We start from the raw sequence: 18,399 nt of genomic DNA, 5'->3' as shown, positions 1-18,399 counted from the left end.
GCAAGCCGTGCTCCTGCAAGGGCGTACATGGCTATTTTTTCATCCCGACCCGCCGCCGCATCTCGGCGGTGATCGACTGCCGGGTTTTCTTCAAATCCTTCCACGGCTCGTCGCCGACTTCGGCCAAGCGCTCATGCAGGGTGTGGATGTTCCACTGATTGCCGCCCTTGAGCTCGGCCACCTCCTCGCGAAAGATCGGTACCGACACCGGCAGCCCTTCACGGGTGCGCACGGCGTAGGCGCAGATGGTCGTGGCACCGAGGCCGTTGCGCAGGTAATCGATGAAGATCCGCCCGACCCGGTTCTTCGGCCCCGACACGGCGGAAAAACGCTCCGGCAGCAACTTGGCCATATGGCTGACAATCGCGTGGCTGAAGTCTTTCACCTCATCCCAACCCAGCTTGCGAGTCAGGGGCACCACCAGGTGAATCCCCTTGCCGCCGCTGGTCTTGAGAAACGCCTTGAGCCCCAGTTCGTCGAGTACCGAGAGGGTCAGTTGGGTGGCTTCGACCATGCTTTTCCAGGGCAGCGCCGGGTCCGGGTCGAGGTCGAGGACGAAGCGATCGGGTTTGTCGAGGTTGTCCGAGGTGGCGTTCCAGGTGTGCAACTCGACGGTACTCATTTGCACGGCGCCGATCAGGGCCTCAGCGTTGTTGATGATCATCACCGGTTGGCCGGTGAGTGCCTTGTCCAGGGTGGTGATCCCCGGAATGGCCAGGCGCTCGGCGTTCTTCTGGAAAAACAGTTCGCCGGCGATGCCGTCCGGGGCGCGCACCAGCGCCACGGGCCGGTCCTTGAGCTCGGGCAAAATCCATTCGGCAACGCTGGCGTAATACTCCGCCAGTTGCACTTTGGTGGTGCCGCTGCTGGCGTCGATCACCCGGTCCGGGTGAGTGATGCGCACCTTGCCCTCGCCCAGGCCGATTTGTGAGGGCGCGGGCGCGGCTTTCTTTTTGTCAGGGGTGGAAGTTTTTCCGGCAGTGGTTTTTTTCGCGGCGGAAGTCTTCACGGCTTTCGGACGCTCCTCGGTAATGTCTTCGGCAGGTTTGTCGTCACGCAGGCCATGGAACACCGCATGACGGACTGAACCTTCTTTGGTCATTTCGGCAAAAGCGACCTCCGCCAGCAGCGTGGGCTTGAGCCAGTGCACACCCTTGGCGTCAAAACCGCTCGGCGGGTTGACCACTGAACTCTTTTTGCTCTGCAACGGTTTCAGTTGCTCGTAAATGCGCTTGAGCGTCGTCTCGTTGAACCCGGTGCCGACCTTGCCCGCGTAACGCAACTCGCCGCTGTCGCGGTCATGCAGTCCCAGCAGCAGCGCACCGAAGGCATTGCGCGAGCCTTTCGGGTCGGTGAAACCGACAACCACAAATTCCTGCCGATGCTTGCACTTGAGCTTGATCCAGTCTCTGCTGCGCCGCGACACGTAAGGCGTGCCCAGACGCTTGCCGATAAGCCCTTCCATCTGCATTTGGCAGGCGCTGTTGAGCAGCGCTTCCGGTTCTTCGCTAAAGGCATCGGAGAAGCGCAGCAGCGGATCTTTGTTGGAGTTGAGTACGGTCGACAGCGCGGCCCTTCGCTCCTCGACCGGCACCTCGCGCAGGTCCACACCGTTGAGGTAAGGCATGTCGAACAGGTAGTAGACGATGTTGCCGCTGCGCCCCGAGTCGAAGGCGTTTTGCAAGGCCTGGAAGTCCGGCACGCCCTGCTCGTCGGCGACCACCATTTCCCCGTCGAGCCAGGCGGATTCGAGACCCAGCGCCGCCAACGCCTCGGCTTGTCTGGGCAGTTTGTGGGTCCAGTCGTGGCCGTTGCGGGTGAACAGTTTGACCTCGTCGTGGTCGATGCGGGCCATGATCCGATAGCCATCGAACTTGATCTCATAGCTCCACTCGCCGCCCGGGGCCTTTTCGACCAGCGTCGCCAGTTCCGGTTTGAGCAGCTCCGGCAATTTGGCTTTGCGGGCGCCCGTCAATGGCGCCGATTTTTCCTCGCGCGCCGGGGCGGCGGTTTTTTTGACGGCTTTGGGTTTGGCAGCGGTCTTCGGCTTTTCGGCAACGATGGTCCGGTCACTGAGCACGCTGTCGGGCTCGGCGGCGACCACGTCGTAATCGCTTTCGGGTTTGGCCGCGCCGTCCTGATGCTTGATCAGAAACCATTGCTCCTGCTTGCCTGGCAGGTGCGTGCGCACCAGGTTCCACAGGCCGCCAAGCTTCTCGCCCTTTAGCTCGAATTTGAGCTTGCCCTTGGCGTACGCCTCGGCCGGATCGTCCTGAGGAATCCACACCCCACGGTCCCAGACGATCACGTCGCCGGCACCATAATGCCCTTCGGGAATGCGGCCCTCGAAGGTGGCGTAATCCATCGGATGGTCCTCGACATGGACCGCCAGGCGCTTGACCTTGGGGTCCAGTGACGGGCCTTTGGGCACCGCCCAGCTTTTCAGCGCGCCATCGAGTTCCAGGCGAAAGTCGTAATGCAGGCGCGAGGCGTCGTGCTTCTGGATGCAGAACTGCAAGGCATGGTCTTTCGCGGTTTTTTTGCCCGAACGTTTACCGGCAGCCGGTTCAGAGGTCGCCGAGAAATCGCGCATGCGATTGTAATCGTCCAGGCTTCTGGTCATGGCGCACCTGCTGACGAGCTCACGGTGCCCCCGATGCCGGGGCCGATACGCGTGACAATCAGGGCAACGACGGCAATGCGTTCCACCCGCTGATAGCCAGGGGTCAACAGTTCTTCACCGAACACGTCGGGGTCGATTTCGTGGTAGGTCCAGCCAAACATCGGCGATTCCAGACGCGGCGTCACCGCATCCAGAAACGGGTCGAGGCCATCGATCATCGCCACGCCGGTGTACAGCACCAGCGAACCACCGGGGGCCAACCGATACAGGGCTTGCTCGACAATGCGCAACGACAATTGCGCGCCGAGCGCCCCGCCGCCATGTCGGTAAGCACGCTCGGCCGGGTCGGCCATGTAGGGCGGATTGGCGACGATCAGGTCGAATTGGCCGTCGACGTCCTGCAACACGTCGCTGGCTTCGATGCTGACGTTAGCCACCTCGGCGAGGGCGACGTTGACCGCCGTCATGCGTAACGCCAACGGGTTGATGTCCACCGCCAGGACTTCCGCTTCTCGGCGTGCGCGGGCAATCACAATCGCCCCGACGCCCGCGCCGCAACCGATGTCCACGGCGCGCCTGATCGGCGCGAAGCTCTGTTGCAGATGGGCGTGAATCAGCTGAGCAAAACGGTAGGTGTCGGGGCCGAAAAACACCGCGTCAGCGGCATCAGTGGGGTAACCCGAATGCACGAACAACAGGTCATCGAGGCTTGACCAGCGCACATGACTTTTCAGTCGACCATTGCATTCATCGAGGACGCCTGCCTGTTGCAACTGCCGCTGCTCATCCACCGACAACAGACCGGGCTCAAACGGCCGCGACCAGCCGAAGACTTCACGCAGGGTCCGGGCGCTTTGCCCGAAGGAGCGATCATTGACCCGCTGATGGGTCAGCGGCGTTGGCGTGATGAAACGGTAACCGTCGGCCTGCAAGCGGCGCCCCAGCTGCAACAACGCCAGATCGGCGGCGCCAAGGTGTTCTTCCTGATTCATTAAGGGCTCCCTATCGAAAACGGATGTGAGTTCGATGAACCGTCGCGTGGCCATCAGGCCAGCGGGGTGGGCGTGCCGATGGGCGGACAACCACGGAATCAAGACCTGCATTTGCTCGTCGGCGGCAAGCCCTTTAAGTGTAGCGTGCAGGCTTATCCGCTGAATCAGCACGTCTCTACATCAGCAGAGCGACACCCCCGGAAGAAAATTCCATCGGCGTTGAAATCGCCCGGACAGACGGGCTTGTGGCGCGGCCCCGGCGCCAGATCAAGTGAATATACTCAGCGGGTATGGACTCATCCTTCGGAGAGCAATCATGCGAACGATTCATGTCATCGAGACCGGAAAAAAAACCGACCCGGTCAATGTCGTGGGTGAGACCATCACCATTCTTGCAGGTGGAGATCTGAGCAAACCTTTTGAAATGCATATCCAGGAAGGCGTGCAAGGCGGCGGGCCACCCGCGCATTTTCATCCTTGGGACGAAGCGTTCTATGTGATTGACGGGCAGGTGGAAGTGACGATTGCGGGCAAGGCCACCACTGTTCTCCCCGGGGGGTATGTGCATATTCCCGGTGGGACTATTCATGCTTACAAGAACATCAGTGCGACGGCGAAGATGATCGGCGTGGTGTCTGATCCGCGCGGTGGTCAGTTCTTTGCCGCGCTGGATCAGCTCAAAGTGCCGCAGGATTTACCGCAGATACTGGCAATCGCCGAGAGCTTCGGCGTTACGTTTCTGCTGCCAAAAGCCCCTGCCCCCCTGTAAGGGCCAGCGCTCTCGTTGATCGTTCCCACGCTCTGCGTGGGAATGCCTCTCGGGACGCTCCGCGTTCCTTTCACAATGCCTGCGTCACACCCGGCCTATCAGGGCTGCATTCAGGCCACGCCACCTTTGGCCTGTTGCTCCAGATGCACTTGCAGGTCTGGATCGATATTCAGCGCCGCCGCCAGTTCATCCAGATAGCTACGTTCGGCGTCCTGCTGATCGTCCACCAGCATCACACTGGCCAGGTACATCTCCGCCGCCATGCCGGAATCCGTGGCCGACTGCGCCACATCGGCGGCGTCCAGCGGCCGCGCGACTTCGTCATCCAGCCATTGCTGGAGCTCTGGGTCATCCGTATGGCGGCCGATTTCGCTGCTGATCATCTGCTTCTCGGCGTCATCAATCCGGCCATCGGCCTTCGCCGCCGCAATCAATGCACGGAGGATCGCATGGCTGTGGTCCTCGACTTCCGGGCCGGACAACAGGTCGACAGTGCGCGGTGCCTGTTGCGGCGCCGAGGCCTGGCTGCGTTGCCAGGCTTGATAGGCCTGGAATGCCATCATTCCGAGCGAAGCCAGCGCCGCGTAGTTCGTGCCGCCACCCGAGCGGGTCTGGGTCGAACCGCCCATGGTTGCGCCACCGCCCAGCAGACCACCGAGCAAACCACCCAGGCCACCGCCCCCGACGCTTGAACCGGCGCCACTGCCCAACAGGCCGCCGAGCAATCCACCGAGACCGCCGAGACCACCTTGGGCCGACGCGTCACCGCCCCGCTGTTGCGACATTGAGCCTTGGCCGGCCCTGAGTAATTGTTCGAGCAGATCGCTGGTGTTCATGACGATGTCCTCATCGGTTGGAGTGATCCAGTCAGGCAACGATAGTCTTCGCCGGCAAATGCGCCATCACCGTTTGGCTGACCCTGATGACCATCGGCTGCGAGTGTTCTACCCTCGCAGACCCAAAGCCCACAGGATCACCGAACACATGGACCGCCATCTGATTGTCGTCAGCGACGTCATCGAACCTGAAGTCGAGCACGTACTCAGCGCCGGGCTGAGTGCCTTCAATGATCAGATGACCGGCCTCAACGACCGCCAGTCGCTGGCTGTCACGGTCCGCAATCCGGATACCCATCAGGTGCTGGGCGGTATTACCGGGCGTACGTCGCTCGGTCTGTTGTTTCTCGATTTGTTCTATTTGCCCGAGTCACTGCGCGGCTCAGGGCTCGGTTCTCGACTGCTCAACGCGTACGAGGAAGAAGGCCGGCGTCGCGGATGCCGCTCGGCGGTGCTCTATACCCTCAGTTTTCAGGCCCCGCAGTTCTATGAAAAACACGGCTGGCAGCGCTTCGGCGAAGTACCCTGCGACCCGCCAGGCACGAGTCGGGTGTTCATGAGCAAGGCGCTGTGAATGAGCCTGTCTGCAGCCGATCCATCCGCTGATCACTGCGCTTGAGTAAAACGTATCGCCCTGCGCCGATGTTTCATTTAATACCCCCGGATTTATCCGGGGTATTTTTTTGCGGCCCAGCTAAGATTTACTGATGGTGAACCTTATCCCCGGATTCCCGGTCGATACATGCAACCTGACTAGGTTTGCCGACACCCCCATTGAAGGGGTGATAACAGGCTTGCTTCACTTTCTGGAGAACGCCCCCGTGATATCGACCCTACACATCGCCAGGCTAAAAGCATGGGGCGCCCATGGTTTTACCGCCACCGGCGTGGTCACCGCCTTCCTCGCGACCCTCGCCCTGCTGGAAAACCAGGCCACAAACTGCCTGCTGTGGCTGGGCGTCGCCCTGATCGTCGATGGGCTGGATGGCGCGTTGGCACGCAAGGTCAATGTCCAGTCGGTACTGCCAAGTTTCGATGGCTCGATCCTCGATCTGGTCATCGACTACCTGACGTACGTGTTTATCCCCGCGCTGTTCATTTATCGTTACATCCCCTTGCCGGACTACACGCTGCTGCTGTCCGTGTCGTTGATTCTGGTCTCGTCGCTGTTTTGCTTCTGCAACGTCAACATGAAGAGCAAAGACAACTACTTCCAGGGCTTCCCCGCCGCGTGGAACGTGGTAGCCCTGTGCCTGTACATCATCGCCCCGTCGCCGTGGATCACTTTGCTCACCATCATCGGCCTGGCGCTGTTGACCGTGACCCGGATGAAGTTCCTCCACCCGTTCCGCGTGCGCAAGTTCATGCCGATCAACATCGCCGTGACGGCCATCTGGCTGCTGTGCAGCTTGTCGCTGGTGGTCAACCATCCGGTGATCAACCCGATGGTGATGGGGCTTTGGCTGCTGATGTCGGCTTACTTCCTGGGGATCTGCATCTGGCGCACGGCGCTGGAGTGGTTCGAAAACTCGCGGTAATAAAGGAAGGCAGAGCATGCCCATCCATATCGTGCGCCTCGGCTCACCGCGCGCTGCCAATGAAGGCCTGCGCCTGGGCACGGTGCGTCGCCCGCCGCGTGGCGTGCCAAAAGCCGAGTTTGCCAGTCGGGATTTTTATGACGTGTGGCAGCCGCTGCTGTCTCCCAGCGCCGAGCTGGTCGCAGAAGCCAAAGCGGCGGAGGACGACAAGGCGTGGGAAGCCTTCAAGCGCAAGTTCAAAACCGAAATGAACCACCCGGCGCCCAGCCAATTGCTCGATTTGTTGGCGGCGTTGTCCCACCAGACGTCACTGGCCATTGGCTGTTATTGCGAAGAGGAAGCGCATTGCCATCGGTCGGTATTGCGGGAGTTGTTAAAGGCGCGAGGGGCGCAGATCATCTAGTGGCTGCCGTCATTGAGCTGCTCTCCCCTCCAGATCTACTCTTCAATCAACCTGCAACCCCACCTTGACGTTGCTCATGGATACCAGCGTCTCGAACCGCCAGCACCAGCACCAGCACCAGCACCAGCACAAAGTCCCACTCCCCGGCCACGTAGTAACACTTCGGTTCTGCAACGCCAGCACATCTGGCTGCAACGAAAAGAAGGTGTGGCAGGAGGTTATCAACTTGTCAGTAGAATGGGCTGACATTCAAAGCAGGTAGGAGTCGATCCATGCGCATCGCCTTGCTGTCAGACATCCACTTGTCCGTCAACGCGTTACCTTTTCCCGATGTAGATGCCGACATTGTCGTTCTCGCCGGAGACATCGCTCGTCCGGCTGCGGCCATTGAGTGGGCCAAATCGTGCCCTCTTCCGGTCGTGTACGTGGCAGGGAATCACGAGTTTTATGGCAGTGACCTGATTTCTACCTACGAACACTTGAACAGGTTGTCGCAAGGGACACAGATCCACGTATTGGAACGCTCGGAGTATCTCCACAACGGCGTGCGTTTTTTGGGTTGCACCCTGTGGTCTGACTATCGTCTTTTCGATTCTGCAGAGGATCGGGCACAGGGCGTCGATCTGGCGACGAAGCTCATGCGGGACTTCACCCACATAAAAATCTCGCCCGATTTTCCAGACCTGTTCAGCCCGGCAGTTTCCCAACTGGTTTTTTTGCAGACAGTCGCCTGGCTGGAAGACTGCTTCACCCGCGACAGAACGACGCCCACGGTGGTGGTTTCGCATTTCGCACCGACACGGTTGAGCATAAGCCCGCTGTTTGAGAACTCGCCGATTAACGCGAGTTTTGTTTCAGACCTCGAAGACCGGATCAACGTCTGGCAACCGGCGCTTTGGCTACATGGCCATACCCATGGGAGCTTTGACTACGCGGTGGGCAAAACCCGGGTCATTTGCAATGCCCGGGGTTATGCAAAAAATGGCGTTAATGAAAACCCGGAATTCAATGGCTCATACGTAATTGACCTGGATATCTGAGGCAACACGGCCCTGCTTCCTGCAAGCCGGATCCAGAAAACCGAGCAAGGCCTGGCGGGTGTCATGCAAGGCCGCCGGGTGTTCCATATCGAGGAAATGCCCGGTGTTTTTGATGGTATGGAAGCAGGACTGAGGGGCATGATCGGCAAAAATCCGGGCGTCTTCTACCGAGGTGTACTCATCCCATTCGCCGTTGACAAACAGCAGCGGGATTTCGATCGCATTGGCACAGGCGACATAGCAATGGGTGTCTTGGGTCAGCACCTCATTGACGTGGAAATGCATCTGCCGGTACTCGTGCTCGGCCAGGCTGCTGACATGACGGTCATTAAAGCGTTTGAACAGCGATGGCAGGTGCTTGCCGATCGTGCTGTTGATCAAGCGACTGACATTGTGACGGTCACACGCCTGGAGATGGTTCAGGCCGCGCTCCAGGTAATCGCGCATCGGCGCATTGACCCGTGCGGCGAATGAACTGATCACCGCTTTCTCGATTCGTCGCGGCTGCTGGGCCAGCGCCAACAAGGTAGCCGCACCGCCCCAGGAAAAGGACAGTACATGGTGTACACAAAAGTGTTCGATCAATTCCAGCAGAATCGCTGCCTCGTCTTCCTTTCGGATCGGTTGGCCGTGGAGGTTGTGTTGCTTCGACTGACCGGCGTAGGGCTGGTCGTAGAGGACTACATTGAATCGTGGTTGCAGGTAACGCACCGTTTGAGCAAAGGATGCTGTTGTTGCCAATGAGCCGTTGACCAGAATGATGGTCTTGTTAGCGGCGCTGTTGAGATAGTGCTCGGTATAAACCTTGTACTTCCCGCAGATCTCGACGATGGCAGTTTTCGGCATCATGTTACTTTTCCTTGTACCAATTTGAACTAAGCGCACAGCATGACGGTGCCCGGATGGCCTCCGTGACCACCTAGTCACGGTTTGACCATTGGTTCAGAGTTAAGCAGGGATTTCCCCGTCTGCAAGAACCCGGACGAGTTAGTTCGGATGCCGTCGCGCCGGGACGGCACAAAAAAAAACCGATGCCCCTAAAGGCCTCGGCTGTTTTTTTGGTCTGTTTTCGAAAGGCAGTTGATCACCTCCGGCCGCCATCAATCGCTGGACGGTCGATTGCACAACGTCAGGTGGTATTGCCGTTTGAGTTGACGTTGCGCAATAGCACGGCAGTGGTCAACGAGCGCCGAAAGATTCAGCCCATCGGTTGCCGGTGAGAGGTTTGAGGGCTACTTGCGCTGTCGTTCTTCATACCACTGCATGAGCGCTTCGGCGCTTACCGGTCGGCAGCATTGCTACTTGACCAGTCGCTTTTCCTTGGAAGGCCTGTAGCCGAAGTACGAGCTGTAACACTTGCTGAAATGGCTGGGCGATACAAAGCCACAAGCCACCAATACGTCCACCTGGGACAGTTCGGTGTGCTGGAGCAGCCGACGCGCTTCGGTGATCCGCAATTCCATGTAATAGCGTTGCGGCGTTGTGCCCAGTTGCTCCTTGAACAAGCGCTCGAGTTGTCGACGCGAACGGCCGGCGTAAACCGCCAACTGCTCCAGTTCCAGAGGCTCTTCGAGGTTGGCATCCATCAGCTTCACCACTTCGCGTAATGGCGCGCTCACACAGATATTTTCAGTCGGTTTTATCCGCCGATAACGCGACTCCTCGAAAGCCAGGATGTCTTCAATCCCCTCGACGAGGGCTTTGTCGTGCAAGCTTTTGATCCAATCCAGCGCCATGTGGAACGCCCCCGAGGGACTCGAGGCCGTGAGCCGGTCTCGATCGATGACGTAGGGCTCACTGGTGACATGCGTCGCCTTGGAGATTTCCGCGAGCGCGGGGCGATGTTCGGGGTGAATCGCGCAACGATATCCGTCCAGCAAGCCTGCCCTCCCCAGGAACCATGCGCCATTCCACAACCCGGCCAGAATGACGCCCTGGTCTGATGCAGCCCTCAACAGGGAGATGAGTTCATCCGTCGCTTTGAGTTCTGTCCTGTAGCCGCCGCAAATGACCAGAAGGTCCAGGTCCTGGATCGTTGAGCCAACGAAACGGCTATCCGGGCGAATGACCAGGCCCAGGTCACTGATGACTTCCTCATCGGTCAAGCCGAACGTTCGGGAAGAGAACAACCCGGGTCGCAGAAGATTCGCGGTGACTATCGTATCCAGTGCTTGCGTGAATGCGGGCAGCGAGAAATGCTCAAGCAGCAGAAATCCTGCCCGGACCACTTGAGCCTTCTCGTTGGGGTTCTCATTCAGATAGCGGAGATTTTTCCCCTTCATGCCTCCGCTAAATTGACGTCGCTCGATCAATGTTCGGCCTGCTCGGTTACGTTACCCAACAGGTCGCTGGGTGCGTTGATAAACCTCAATGCTAACTGTAGAAGTTTCAAAACCACTAGCGCCATTTTGCGCCTAAACGATGGCGGGATACCCATCGACACTATCGGGCCAACGAGTCAGCACCTCGAAGCCGTCGTCAGTGACCGCGACCATATGTTCCCACTGAGCCGAGAGTGAGTGATCCTTGGTGACCACGGTCCAGCCATCGGCCAGGGTTTTCACATGGCGTTTGCCAGCGTTCAACATGGGTTCAATGGTGAAGATCATGCCGGCTTTCAGTTTCAGGCCCTGGCCTGGGAAGCCGTAGTGAAGGACCTGCGGTTCATCGTGATAAATCTTGCCAATACCGTGACCGCAGTATTCGCGCACGACGCTGAACCCGTCTCTTTCGGCCACCTTCTGAATGGCATGGCCAATGTCACCCAGCGTAGCGCCGGGGCGGACGACGCGAATACCGGCGCACATCGCTTCATAGGTCGTCTCTGCCAGACGTCGGGCCTCCGGGCCGGGCTCACCCACGAAGTACATGCGGCTGGTGTCGCCGTACCAACCGTCCTTGATCACGGCAATGTCGATATTGACGATGTCGCCATCCTTGAGTGGCGTGGCCGAAGGAATGCCATGACAGACCACTTGGTTGACCGATGCACACACGGTTTTCGGGAAGCCGTGATAGCCGACATTGCCCGGAATGGCTTTCTGCACGTTGACGATGTAGTCGTGACAGAGCCGGTCAAGTTCGTCGGTGGTGACCCCCGCTTTGACATGCGGAACAATCATGGCCAGGACCTCGGCGGCCAGCGCGCCCGCAGCGCGAGACATGGCTATTTCTGCCGGGGTATTGAGCTTTACATTGGCCTTCATGGCTTGGCTCCTGATGCAGCATCAACCTGGGCGCTTTGCGAAAGATCGGCGAGTACGCACAGCTGTTTTACATCGAGGCCGCCCGCCAGTTCGGCACGAATCAGCACGCGGCAGAGGTCGCTGTGGTCCAGGTTGGGATATAACTCCGCAAGCATCCCGATGCGCATCCAGTGCTCGGCTTGGGCGTTGATCGAGCGACTCAACGCATCGCTGGCGACGCGCAGATTCTCGTGCATGGCTTCTGAAATTTTTACGATACCCACTGCTCAATCCAATATGAAATGTATATGGATCGTATATTAATCGGTAGTCGTGTGAAATTGCAATTTCACGATTTACAGCCATGACTGAAGCATAAAAAGTCACTGGGTGACTTGAAGCCCGACTTCAATAGCTGAGGGAATGAAGTGCTGAGCAATCATCGTTTGTACCCCTTCTCGATGATGCTCAGAATTCGTGGCGCAGACGTTAGCCGTTGTTCTTCCAATTGATCGAGTCAGTACCTGTCAGAAAGAGCGCGATTCACCCTTTCACACCGCACCATTCGACTCAGGAGATAACAATGAATAAAACCATTTCTCGTCGTAGCGGAGGTCAGATTTTGGTGGATGCCTTACGCATCCATGGCGTTAAAAGAGCTTTTTGTGTTCCGGGAGAAAGCTACCTCGCGGTGCTCGATGCATTGCATGACGTGCAAGAAGAAATCGAGCTGGTGGTGTGCCGCCAGGAAGGTGGGGCGGCCTATATGGCAGAAGCCTACGGCAAGCTCACGGGAGAGCCAGGCATCTGCTTCGTGACCCGAGGCCCGGGTGCAACGAACGCTTCGGTTGGCGTTCACACGGCGTTCCAGGATTCATCGCCGATGATTCTGTTCATTGGCCAGGTCGCTCGCGATCAGCAGTATCGCGAAGCCTTTCAGGAAGTTGATTTTCGCCAGATGTTTGGCCCCTTGGCAAAATGGGTCGTGCAAATAGACGACACCCGCAGAATCCCCGAACTGATCAGCCAGGCGTTCCACCGAGCGGTCAATGGCAGGCCTGGACCTGTAGTGGTCGCCCTACCGGAAGACATGTTGACCGAAATGGCGGAAGTCAGTGACGCCGGGCCTTTCAAGCGCGTATTGATGACCCCCGCTGCCGAGCAAATGGCCGCCATGCAGCCACTGCTTGAGCAATCAGAGCGTCCATTGATGGTGCTGGGTGGCAGCGGTTGGGACACCGAGTCAGTGCACGACATCCGGCTTTTTGCTGAACAGCAAAACATCCCGGTTGCGGCCTCCTTTCGCTGCCAGGACCTGTTCGACAACCGACACCCGAACTATGTCGGCGATCTTGGTTTCGCCGCGTCAGCGCAACTGTCCTCAGCGGTAAAAAACGCCGACCTGCTGCTGGTCGTGGGCTCCAGAATGGGTGAGGTTTCAACGGGCGGCTATGCGGCCCTGGACATCCCGGTACCGAAGCAAACCTTGATCCATGTTCATCAAGGCATCGAGGAACTGGGGCGGGTTTACCAACCTGCGTTAGCGATCAACAGCAGCATGTCGACCTTTGCCCAGTCAGCCGCAAAGCTTCCAGCGGTGACCAGCCCGGTAAAGAGTGAATGGACGCGCACCCTCAACAAAAGCTACCGCGAAAATCTGCAACACTCGCCCTCCCCTGGCGATGTGCAAATGGCCGAAATCATTGAGTGGTTGAATCGCAGACTTCCAGACGACGCGATCCTGACCAATGGCGCCGGAAACTATGCCGTCTGGCTTCAACGCTTCTATCAGTTCCGCCAATACCGCACTCAGTTAGGCCCAACCAATGGTTCCATGGGCTACGGCGTTCCTGCGGCGGTGGCCGCCAAACTGACATGCCCGGATCGAGTGGTGGTTTCGTTTTCCGGGGATGGCTGCTTCTTGATGAACGGTCAGGAGATAGCGACCGCAGCGCAATATGGCGCCCATGTGATTTTCGTTGTGATCAACAATGGAATGTACGGAACCATCAGAATGCACCAGGAACGCAACTACCCTGGACGCGTGTCAGGCACTGAATTGCACAACCCGGATTTCGCCGCACTGGCCCAAGCCTATGGACTGCATGGCGAGGTGGTCACCGCCACGGCGGAATTTGCCCCGGCGTTTGAACGCTGCCTGGGTATGTCCCGGCCATCCTTGATTGAGGTCAGAGTCGACCCTGAAGCATTGACCCCGCGGCTTAGCCTGACTCAGATCAGAGAGCAATCAAGCAAGAAGTAACCCGTTTCTTCCGTTTTGGGCGCCTGATTCACGATGTACAAGGCGCCTTTTTTTGAGCTTGTGACTCATCAGTTCATCGACCTGTCCCACCTACAACAGCAGTCGATCAATGGCCTGAACAGCATGCATCCGCAACGACAAACCCTGCACAACGAACTGCACGCGCGTCCGTCACTGTATTTCGACGAACCGGCCCATGTGTTTCATCTGGCCTTCCTTGGCGGGGAGCCGGAGTGCAATGCGCTGCTGGAGCGCTGCTGCCCTGCTCCGATCGATCCTCATGCCGCCCAGGGCATCACCCAACTCGATGGCCACGCCCTGAAATGGGAACGCCACGCCGAGTTTTTCACCCTGACCCTGGTGGTCACTTCATCCTGCGATGACCTGTCCTGGACATCGCTGCCCGAGGTGCTGGCGCAAAAGGTCGAAGCGCATTTGCCGCAGCTGATCAACTCGGTGCAGATCGTCGTGCGTGGCGAAGCCGGCCTGGACCTCGCCGGCTACGGTTTCAAGGACCCGTGCGGTTCCTGCGTGGGCGGTGGCGATGCGGTGGTCTGGAGCGATTTCCGTCTCAGCGAGGAGGGCAACAACCACATCCTGTTCATCAACCGGCGCCTCAACGCTTACCGCCAAGGGCGGATGATCCGTCGTCTGCTGGAAATCGAGACCTACCGCATGATGGCCTCGCTGTCGTTGACCATGGCCAAGACCTTGAGCGCGCAACTCGATATCTTTGACAAGACCTTGGTCACCCTCTCCGAGCGCAACGCCGACGCCGACAGCGGCAACGCGAAAGCCCTGCTGGCGGACATCTCCAACCTGTCAGCCCAAGTGGTCAGCAGTACCGCGAAAACCCGCCACCGCTTCAGTGCCACCCAGGCCTATGCCCAACTCGTGTACGAGCGCCTGGGCGAATTGCGGGAAAGTCACGTCGGCGATTGCCAGCGTCTCGGGGTGTTCATCGAACGCCGTTTCAAACCCACCGTCAGGTACTGCACCGCCACCGAACAACGCCTGGAGCACCTGGCGAAAAGCGTGGCCAATCTGGGCGACCTGTTGCAAGCCCGGGTTCAGGTGGAAATGGAAGAACAGAACTCGGAAATTCTCAAAAGCCTGAACGCCCGCGCCGACGCTCAGATCAAGATCCAGCGCGCCGTGGAAGGTCTGTCGATTATCGCCATTACTTACTACCTGCTGAACCTGCTCAAGCTTGGCTACTCAGGGTTGCACCTGCTCGGCGCCGAGGTGGCCCCACGAGAGGCGATGCTGGCGATGACGCCCCTCGCGATCGCGATCCTTGCGCTGATTATTTTCCGCATCAAGAAAGTCAAAGAGCACTGATACGGTGAATCGCCGGGGGGAGTTGTCGTGTTTTCGTCCAGCCGTCCTTAGTCCGCGCCCGAAGTAATTAACGGAGTGACGACGTCAGTGCTTGAAGGAGAGACATTAAGAAAGGCATTCCAGATCTCGTAAGCATCGTGATGCCGTTTGGTCGCCTCTTCCCATTCTGGTCCTGAAACACATTTGGAAGAGACCAGCGTCATCATGCCCATCGTTGCGGCGTCCAGTTCGATCAGGAAAGCGTGAGACTGGATTCTGAAATCTTCGACCGATGGCATTACGTGTTCCCCCGGCGGATTACACCGCCATTAAGTAGCGACTGCTCCTCGGACGGTGGAGTACCGCCCGGCGGGAAAATTCAGGCGGTCTGACCGCCGGTAGGTTTCATGGCCCAAGCTGATCGACGCCGACAAAAAATCTCGAACTCAAGCCACGGCGTCGAATCCAATGTTCAGGTCAATGGAGATCAGCGATATGAACAACGATGACAGTGTTAACGACGTCGAACCAGAAGCAACGTCAAACGCCCCGCCCACCGATACGTCTGGCAAGCCCGTCAACGTCGATCAGACCAATACGCCCTCTCCAACTCGAACCAAAGAGCTGGAGGCTGAGGAACTCCGTCGAAAAATAGCGGAGATAGAACGCAAAGTGGCGGACGGCAACTAGCGGGACGCCGAGGGCTGTGACGCTATAGTCTTGAAGACACGCCGTTCCTTCACTACTGTAATTTGCATTGACATTGGACCGGGCTTGACCGGGTTCCGGTGCTACGCTTTCATTTCCTCGAATAGAGAAAGAAGCGATGTCCGCCGCCCCCTCAATCCCCAGACTTTCACGACTGTAGCCATGAAACGGATCCTGATCGGTGGTATCACCGTAGCGATTATCGGCACGATGACCTATGGATTTTTCCAATGGAAAATCGTCGAAAGCCAAAAACACGATTTGCTGTGCGGGCAGGCCAAGCAGACGCTCCAAGGCGTGGAAATCCGGGCGCGGGCGTTGGCTGCCGGACTGTCCGTAGAAGCCTATGGCAAGGCTGAAGAAGACGAAGTCGCAACCCTCATTGGTGCGCTCGACGCCGCCAAGAGCGACGCGGAGGTCGATTCGGTCATAGAGGCTCACGCTGCCACCATAGAAGCACAGGATGCGGCTATTGACGCTCAGGTGGATACCCGAGGCGATCAGACATTCCTCGAACAACGACTGGTGAAACAGCGGATACCGGTCGACGTTAAACAAGAACTGCAACGCGCCGCAAAGGCCGTTAGTGTCATGTGCAGTTAGTGTTCATTCAATAGTGCCCTCCCCCACGGCCCCAAGTAATAGTTCTGGATATCCTCGCGCCCGGTCAACGCATCCGGCACCAGCACCAGCACCAGCACGAACCTCAGCCGGCACCCGGTTTACGGACGGAAGGTTGATCATGGTCAATACTTAGAGCCTGGATGTACGTCGCACGAGCCGCACGTCGGGCGGCTAATCCACGGGAGGTTCGTCATGTCTGGTCAATCCCGCTTCATGCTGGTTGCATCACCGCTGATGGAGCACAGCCCCGCTTTCGACAGGGCCGCTGCACTGGCCAAGGCCGAAGACGCCGCGCTGCACATCGTCGCCTTCGATTACCTTGAAGGCCTGGCGACCGCCAGTCTGGTCAACGAAAAAGCCCTGGAACAGATGCGCGTGGGCTACGTCGAGCGCCACCGCCAATGGCTTGAGGAACAGGCCCGCCCCTTGCGCAAGATCGGGGTCCATGTCACCACCGAAGTGGCCTGGGTCGAACGCCCGTTGGAGGAAATCCTGATTCACCTCAAAGAGCAGCCGATGGATGTGCTGATCAAGGCGCTGGAGCACGAATCGCTGTTGTCACGGCTGATGTTTACCCCGCTCGATGTGCACTTGTTGCGAGAATGCCCGGTGCCGCTGCATTTCGTCAGCCACGCCGTGCACGCCTTGCCGAAAAAGATCGTCGCGGCGGTCGACCCCTTTCATCGCGATGACCATTACAAAACCTTCAACGACCGGATCCTCCACGAGGCGGCGAAACTGGCGAGCGCCTGTAATGCCGAGCTCGATCTGGTCTACGCCTATGACCTTTCATCCATCAGCGCCGACGAATTCGGCTTCGACAACGGTTCGGCGTTCTTCTCGTCGGGCAAGGCCAGGACCGTATTCGATTACCAGGAAGATGCCTTCAACGACCTGGCCGAGCGCAATGGCATCGCGCCGGAGCAGCGACACATGATCATGGGCAACCCGGCCAAGGTCCTCACCCGCTATGTCGATGCCTATGACATTGACGTGATTGTCATGGGCCGGATCGGTCATCGCGGCATGGGCCGGCTGATCGGCAGTACGGTGGAGCATCTGCTGTACAAAATGCCGTGCAGCGTTTGGGTGGTGTACACCGAGCGGCTGGATGAATAATTCCCCCCGACCAAACACCACAAACCCTGTGGGAGTGAGCCTGCTCGCGATGGCGGACTTTCAGTCAACATCAATGTTGAATGTAAGGCCCTCATCGCGAGCAGGCTCACTCCCACCGGGGTTTTGTGTTGCCAGGTCAACGCCGGGTGATCACCACCTCCAGGTATTCACTCGGCACCACCAGCGATTTTTCTCCTGCTCTGTTCATGCGGTTGATCAGTTCGGTCAGGTCGTTTTCCAGCGCTTGGGCGCCTTCAGGAGGCAGCGCTGCAAAGGCTTTGTGGACCGGGCCGTACCAGGTGCGGAACGTGTCGATGAAATGCGCGGCCGAGCGGTAACGGAAGTTGAAGGTCTTGCGCGCCACCTGGAGTAGAAAGTCACGTTCGTCGAACTGCGTGTTCAGCCAGGCTTCGGTGCCCCACTGCGAAGGCGGTTGAGCGCCCGGCGGTGGCGGCAGGTGGCGGCCGAGGGTCTTGAACATCTGGCCGACAAACCCTTCGGGCGTCCAGTTGGCGAGGCCAATCCGCCCTCCGGGGCGACAAACCCGCGCCAGTTCCGCCGCCGCCTTGGGCTGATCCGGGGTAAACATCACACCGAAGGTCGAAAGCACGGCATCGAAGCTGGCATCCTCGAACGGCAAGGCTTCAGCGTCAGCCACTTGAAACATCACGTCCAGGCGTTCTGCCCTGGCTCGGTCTTCGCCGCGTTCCAGCAGCGCGGCCACATAGTCGGTCGACGTGACGTGGCAACCACGGCGCGCGGCAGCGAGCGTCGCGTTACCGTTGCCGGCGGCCACGTCGAGCACGCGTTCATCGCAAAGCAGGTCGCAGGCCTCGGCCAGTTGCTCGCCAACGATCTGCAAGGTGGTGCCGATCACCGCATAGTCGCCGCTGGCCCAAGAGGCCATCTGACGGTTTTTCAAGGCAGTAAGATCAATGGGTGTACTCATGGATTCTTTCTCTGGCGGAGTTGGATCACT

At 58.6% G+C, this 18,399-nt stretch carries 19 protein-coding genes; 10 read left to right on the top strand and 9 right to left on the bottom strand.

Annotated elements, in window-relative coordinates; all coding sequences use genetic code 11:
• Window positions 1-31: 31 nt before the first annotated feature.
• Both ligD and IB252_RS25950 read right to left on the bottom strand, forming a co-directional pair.
• Window positions 32-2,623 (bottom strand): DNA ligase D, encoded by a 2,592-nt coding sequence (gene ligD, locus IB252_RS25955; protein WP_192410736.1) that lies wholly within the window; start codon window positions 2,621-2,623, stop codon window positions 32-34.
• Window positions 2,620-3,615 carry a methyltransferase gene (locus IB252_RS25950; RefSeq protein ID WP_192410735.1) on the bottom strand — a complete coding sequence of 332 codons (996 nt, stop codon included), beginning with the start codon at window positions 3,613-3,615 and terminating at the stop codon, window positions 2,620-2,622. The genes ligD and IB252_RS25950 overlap by 4 nt, the downstream gene beginning before the upstream one ends.
• A 316-nt stretch (window positions 3,616-3,931) precedes the next feature.
• Between IB252_RS25950 and IB252_RS25945 the strand changes: the two genes are divergently transcribed.
• The gene (locus IB252_RS25945) at window positions 3,932-4,384 is read left to right on the top strand and encodes a cupin domain-containing protein (RefSeq protein ID WP_192410734.1); all 453 of its coding nucleotides are present in this window, start codon (window positions 3,932-3,934) and stop codon (window positions 4,382-4,384) included.
• A 110-nt stretch (window positions 4,385-4,494) separates the two neighbouring features.
• Here IB252_RS25945 and IB252_RS25940 read toward each other — a convergent pair whose 3' ends face one another.
• The gene (locus IB252_RS25940) at window positions 4,495-5,220 is read right to left on the bottom strand and encodes a tellurite resistance TerB family protein (RefSeq protein ID WP_192410733.1); all 726 of its coding nucleotides are present in this window, start codon (window positions 5,218-5,220) and stop codon (window positions 4,495-4,497) included.
• Window positions 5,221-5,368: 148 nt separating this feature from the next.
• Between IB252_RS25940 and IB252_RS25935 the strand changes: the two genes are divergently transcribed.
• From IB252_RS25935 to IB252_RS25920, 4 genes are all read left to right on the top strand, one after another.
• The gene (locus IB252_RS25935; protein WP_192410732.1) at window positions 5,369-5,794 is read left to right on the top strand and encodes a GNAT family N-acetyltransferase; all 426 of its coding nucleotides are present in this window, start codon (window positions 5,369-5,371) and stop codon (window positions 5,792-5,794) included.
• Between the two features lie 247 nt (window positions 5,795-6,041).
• On the top strand, window positions 6,042-6,758 hold the full coding sequence (pcsA, locus tag IB252_RS25930) for a phosphatidylcholine synthase (RefSeq protein ID WP_111448744.1): 717 nt from the start codon (window positions 6,042-6,044) through the stop codon (window positions 6,756-6,758).
• Between the two features lie 16 nt (window positions 6,759-6,774).
• The gene (locus IB252_RS25925) at window positions 6,775-7,161 is read left to right on the top strand and encodes a DUF488 domain-containing protein (RefSeq protein WP_192410731.1); all 387 of its coding nucleotides are present in this window, start codon (window positions 6,775-6,777) and stop codon (window positions 7,159-7,161) included.
• Window positions 7,162-7,433: 272 nt separating this feature from the next.
• Window positions 7,434-8,201 carry a metallophosphoesterase gene (locus IB252_RS25920; protein ID WP_192410730.1) on the top strand — a complete coding sequence of 256 codons (768 nt, stop codon included), beginning with the start codon at window positions 7,434-7,436 and terminating at the stop codon, window positions 8,199-8,201.
• Here the strand turns inward: IB252_RS25920 and IB252_RS25915 are convergent.
• The 4 genes from IB252_RS25915 to IB252_RS25900 form a co-directional block, all read right to left on the bottom strand.
• Window positions 8,175-9,050: an alpha/beta fold hydrolase gene (locus IB252_RS25915; protein ID WP_192410729.1), complete on the bottom strand. Its 876-nt coding sequence runs from the start codon at window positions 9,048-9,050 to the stop codon at window positions 8,175-8,177. The two genes, IB252_RS25920 and IB252_RS25915, sit on opposite strands and share 27 nt — an antisense overlap.
• A gap of 449 nt (window positions 9,051-9,499) precedes the next feature.
• The gene (locus IB252_RS25910; protein ID WP_192410728.1) at window positions 9,500-10,513 is read right to left on the bottom strand and encodes a GlxA family transcriptional regulator; all 1,014 of its coding nucleotides are present in this window, start codon (window positions 10,511-10,513) and stop codon (window positions 9,500-9,502) included.
• A gap of 102 nt (window positions 10,514-10,615) precedes the next feature.
• Window positions 10,616-11,407 carry a type I methionyl aminopeptidase gene (gene map / locus IB252_RS25905; RefSeq protein ID WP_192410727.1) on the bottom strand — a complete coding sequence of 264 codons (792 nt, stop codon included), beginning with the start codon at window positions 11,405-11,407 and terminating at the stop codon, window positions 10,616-10,618.
• Entirely contained in the window at window positions 11,404-11,670 is a 267-nt protein-coding gene (locus IB252_RS25900; RefSeq protein ID WP_192410726.1) for a ParD-like family protein, read from the bottom strand. Before IB252_RS25900 ends, map begins: the two co-directional genes overlap by 4 nt.
• A gap of 299 nt (window positions 11,671-11,969) precedes the next feature.
• On the opposite strand from IB252_RS25900, the gene IB252_RS25895 reads away from it, so the two are divergent.
• Both IB252_RS25895 and IB252_RS25890 read left to right on the top strand, forming a co-directional pair.
• Window positions 11,970-13,649: a thiamine pyrophosphate-binding protein gene (locus IB252_RS25895; RefSeq protein ID WP_192410762.1), complete on the top strand. Its 1,680-nt coding sequence runs from the start codon at window positions 11,970-11,972 to the stop codon at window positions 13,647-13,649.
• Window positions 13,650-13,772: 123 nt separating this feature from the next.
• Window positions 13,773-14,990 carry a DUF3422 domain-containing protein gene (locus IB252_RS25890; RefSeq protein ID WP_111449115.1) on the top strand — a complete coding sequence of 406 codons (1,218 nt, stop codon included), beginning with the start codon at window positions 13,773-13,775 and terminating at the stop codon, window positions 14,988-14,990.
• A 47-nt stretch (window positions 14,991-15,037) separates the two neighbouring features.
• On the opposite strand, the gene IB252_RS25885 is transcribed toward IB252_RS25890, so the two are convergent.
• On the bottom strand, window positions 15,038-15,268 hold the full coding sequence (locus IB252_RS25885) for a hypothetical protein (RefSeq protein ID WP_192410725.1): 231 nt from the start codon (window positions 15,266-15,268) through the stop codon (window positions 15,038-15,040).
• Between the two features lie 196 nt (window positions 15,269-15,464).
• Here IB252_RS25885 and IB252_RS25880 point away from each other — a divergent pair, with 196 nt between their 5' ends.
• The 3 genes from IB252_RS25880 to IB252_RS25870 all read left to right on the top strand — a co-directional run bounded on the left by IB252_RS25880 (window position 15,465) and on the right by IB252_RS25870 (window position 17,420).
• Window positions 15,465-15,659 carry a hypothetical protein gene (locus tag IB252_RS25880; RefSeq protein ID WP_111448755.1) on the top strand — a complete coding sequence of 65 codons (195 nt, stop codon included), beginning with the start codon at window positions 15,465-15,467 and terminating at the stop codon, window positions 15,657-15,659.
• A gap of 180 nt (window positions 15,660-15,839) precedes the next feature.
• A complete protein-coding gene (locus IB252_RS25875; RefSeq protein WP_192410724.1) occupies window positions 15,840-16,280 on the top strand; it encodes a hypothetical protein in 441 nt (146 codons plus the stop codon).
• 213 nt (window positions 16,281-16,493) lie between these two features.
• Entirely contained in the window at window positions 16,494-17,420 is a 927-nt protein-coding gene (locus tag IB252_RS25870) for a universal stress protein (RefSeq protein ID WP_192410723.1), read from the top strand.
• Between the two features lie 136 nt (window positions 17,421-17,556).
• On the opposite strand, the gene IB252_RS25865 is transcribed toward IB252_RS25870, so the two are convergent.
• Window positions 17,557-18,369, bottom strand: a complete 813-nt coding sequence (locus IB252_RS25865) for a class I SAM-dependent methyltransferase (protein ID WP_192410722.1) — start codon at window positions 18,367-18,369, stop codon at window positions 17,557-17,559.
• Between the last annotated feature and the right edge of the window lie 30 nt (window positions 18,370-18,399).

The organism is Pseudomonas sp. PDM10 (assembly GCF_014852295.1).
Lineage (GTDB): Bacteria > Pseudomonadota > Gammaproteobacteria > Pseudomonadales > Pseudomonadaceae > Aquipseudomonas.
Note: the sequence above shows the minus strand (reverse complement) of the source record. Positions and strands in the feature narration are given on the sequence as shown.

What these genes read in the sequence shown, in the direction of transcription:
- IB252_RS25950 (WP_192410735.1), bottom strand. Translation starts at nt 3,615, where the DNA reads ATGAATCAGGAAGAACACCTTGGCGCCGCCGATCTGGCGTTGTTGCAG.
- IB252_RS25895 (WP_192410762.1), top strand. Translation starts at nt 11,970, where the DNA reads ATGAATAAAACCATTTCTCGTCGTAGCGGAGGTCAGATTTTGGTGGAT.
- IB252_RS25870 (WP_192410723.1), top strand. Translation starts at nt 16,494, where the DNA reads ATGTCTGGTCAATCCCGCTTCATGCTGGTTGCATCACCGCTGATGGAG.
- IB252_RS25915 (WP_192410729.1), bottom strand. Translation starts at nt 9,050, where the DNA reads ATGATGCCGAAAACTGCCATCGTCGAGATCTGCGGGAAGTACAAGGTT.
- IB252_RS25885 (WP_192410725.1), bottom strand. Translation starts at nt 15,268, where the DNA reads ATGCCATCGGTCGAAGATTTCAGAATCCAGTCTCACGCTTTCCTGATC.
- IB252_RS25935 (WP_192410732.1), top strand. Translation starts at nt 5,369, where the DNA reads ATGGACCGCCATCTGATTGTCGTCAGCGACGTCATCGAACCTGAAGTC.
- IB252_RS25890 (WP_111449115.1), top strand. Translation starts at nt 13,773, where the DNA reads ATGCATCCGCAACGACAAACCCTGCACAACGAACTGCACGCGCGTCCG.
- IB252_RS25875 (WP_192410724.1), top strand. Translation starts at nt 15,840, where the DNA reads ATGAAACGGATCCTGATCGGTGGTATCACCGTAGCGATTATCGGCACG.
- IB252_RS25865 (WP_192410722.1), bottom strand. Translation starts at nt 18,369, where the DNA reads ATGAGTACACCCATTGATCTTACTGCCTTGAAAAACCGTCAGATGGCC.
- IB252_RS25940 (WP_192410733.1), bottom strand. Translation starts at nt 5,220, where the DNA reads ATGAACACCAGCGATCTGCTCGAACAATTACTCAGGGCCGGCCAAGGC.
- IB252_RS25925 (WP_192410731.1), top strand. Translation starts at nt 6,775, where the DNA reads ATGCCCATCCATATCGTGCGCCTCGGCTCACCGCGCGCTGCCAATGAA.
- IB252_RS25880 (WP_111448755.1), top strand. Translation starts at nt 15,465, where the DNA reads ATGAACAACGATGACAGTGTTAACGACGTCGAACCAGAAGCAACGTCA.
- IB252_RS25920 (WP_192410730.1), top strand. Translation starts at nt 7,434, where the DNA reads ATGCGCATCGCCTTGCTGTCAGACATCCACTTGTCCGTCAACGCGTTA.
- ligD (WP_192410736.1), bottom strand. Translation starts at nt 2,623, where the DNA reads ATGACCAGAAGCCTGGACGATTACAATCGCATGCGCGATTTCTCGGCG.
- map (WP_192410727.1), bottom strand. Translation starts at nt 11,407, where the DNA reads ATGAAGGCCAATGTAAAGCTCAATACCCCGGCAGAAATAGCCATGTCT.
- IB252_RS25945 (WP_192410734.1), top strand. Translation starts at nt 3,932, where the DNA reads ATGCGAACGATTCATGTCATCGAGACCGGAAAAAAAACCGACCCGGTC.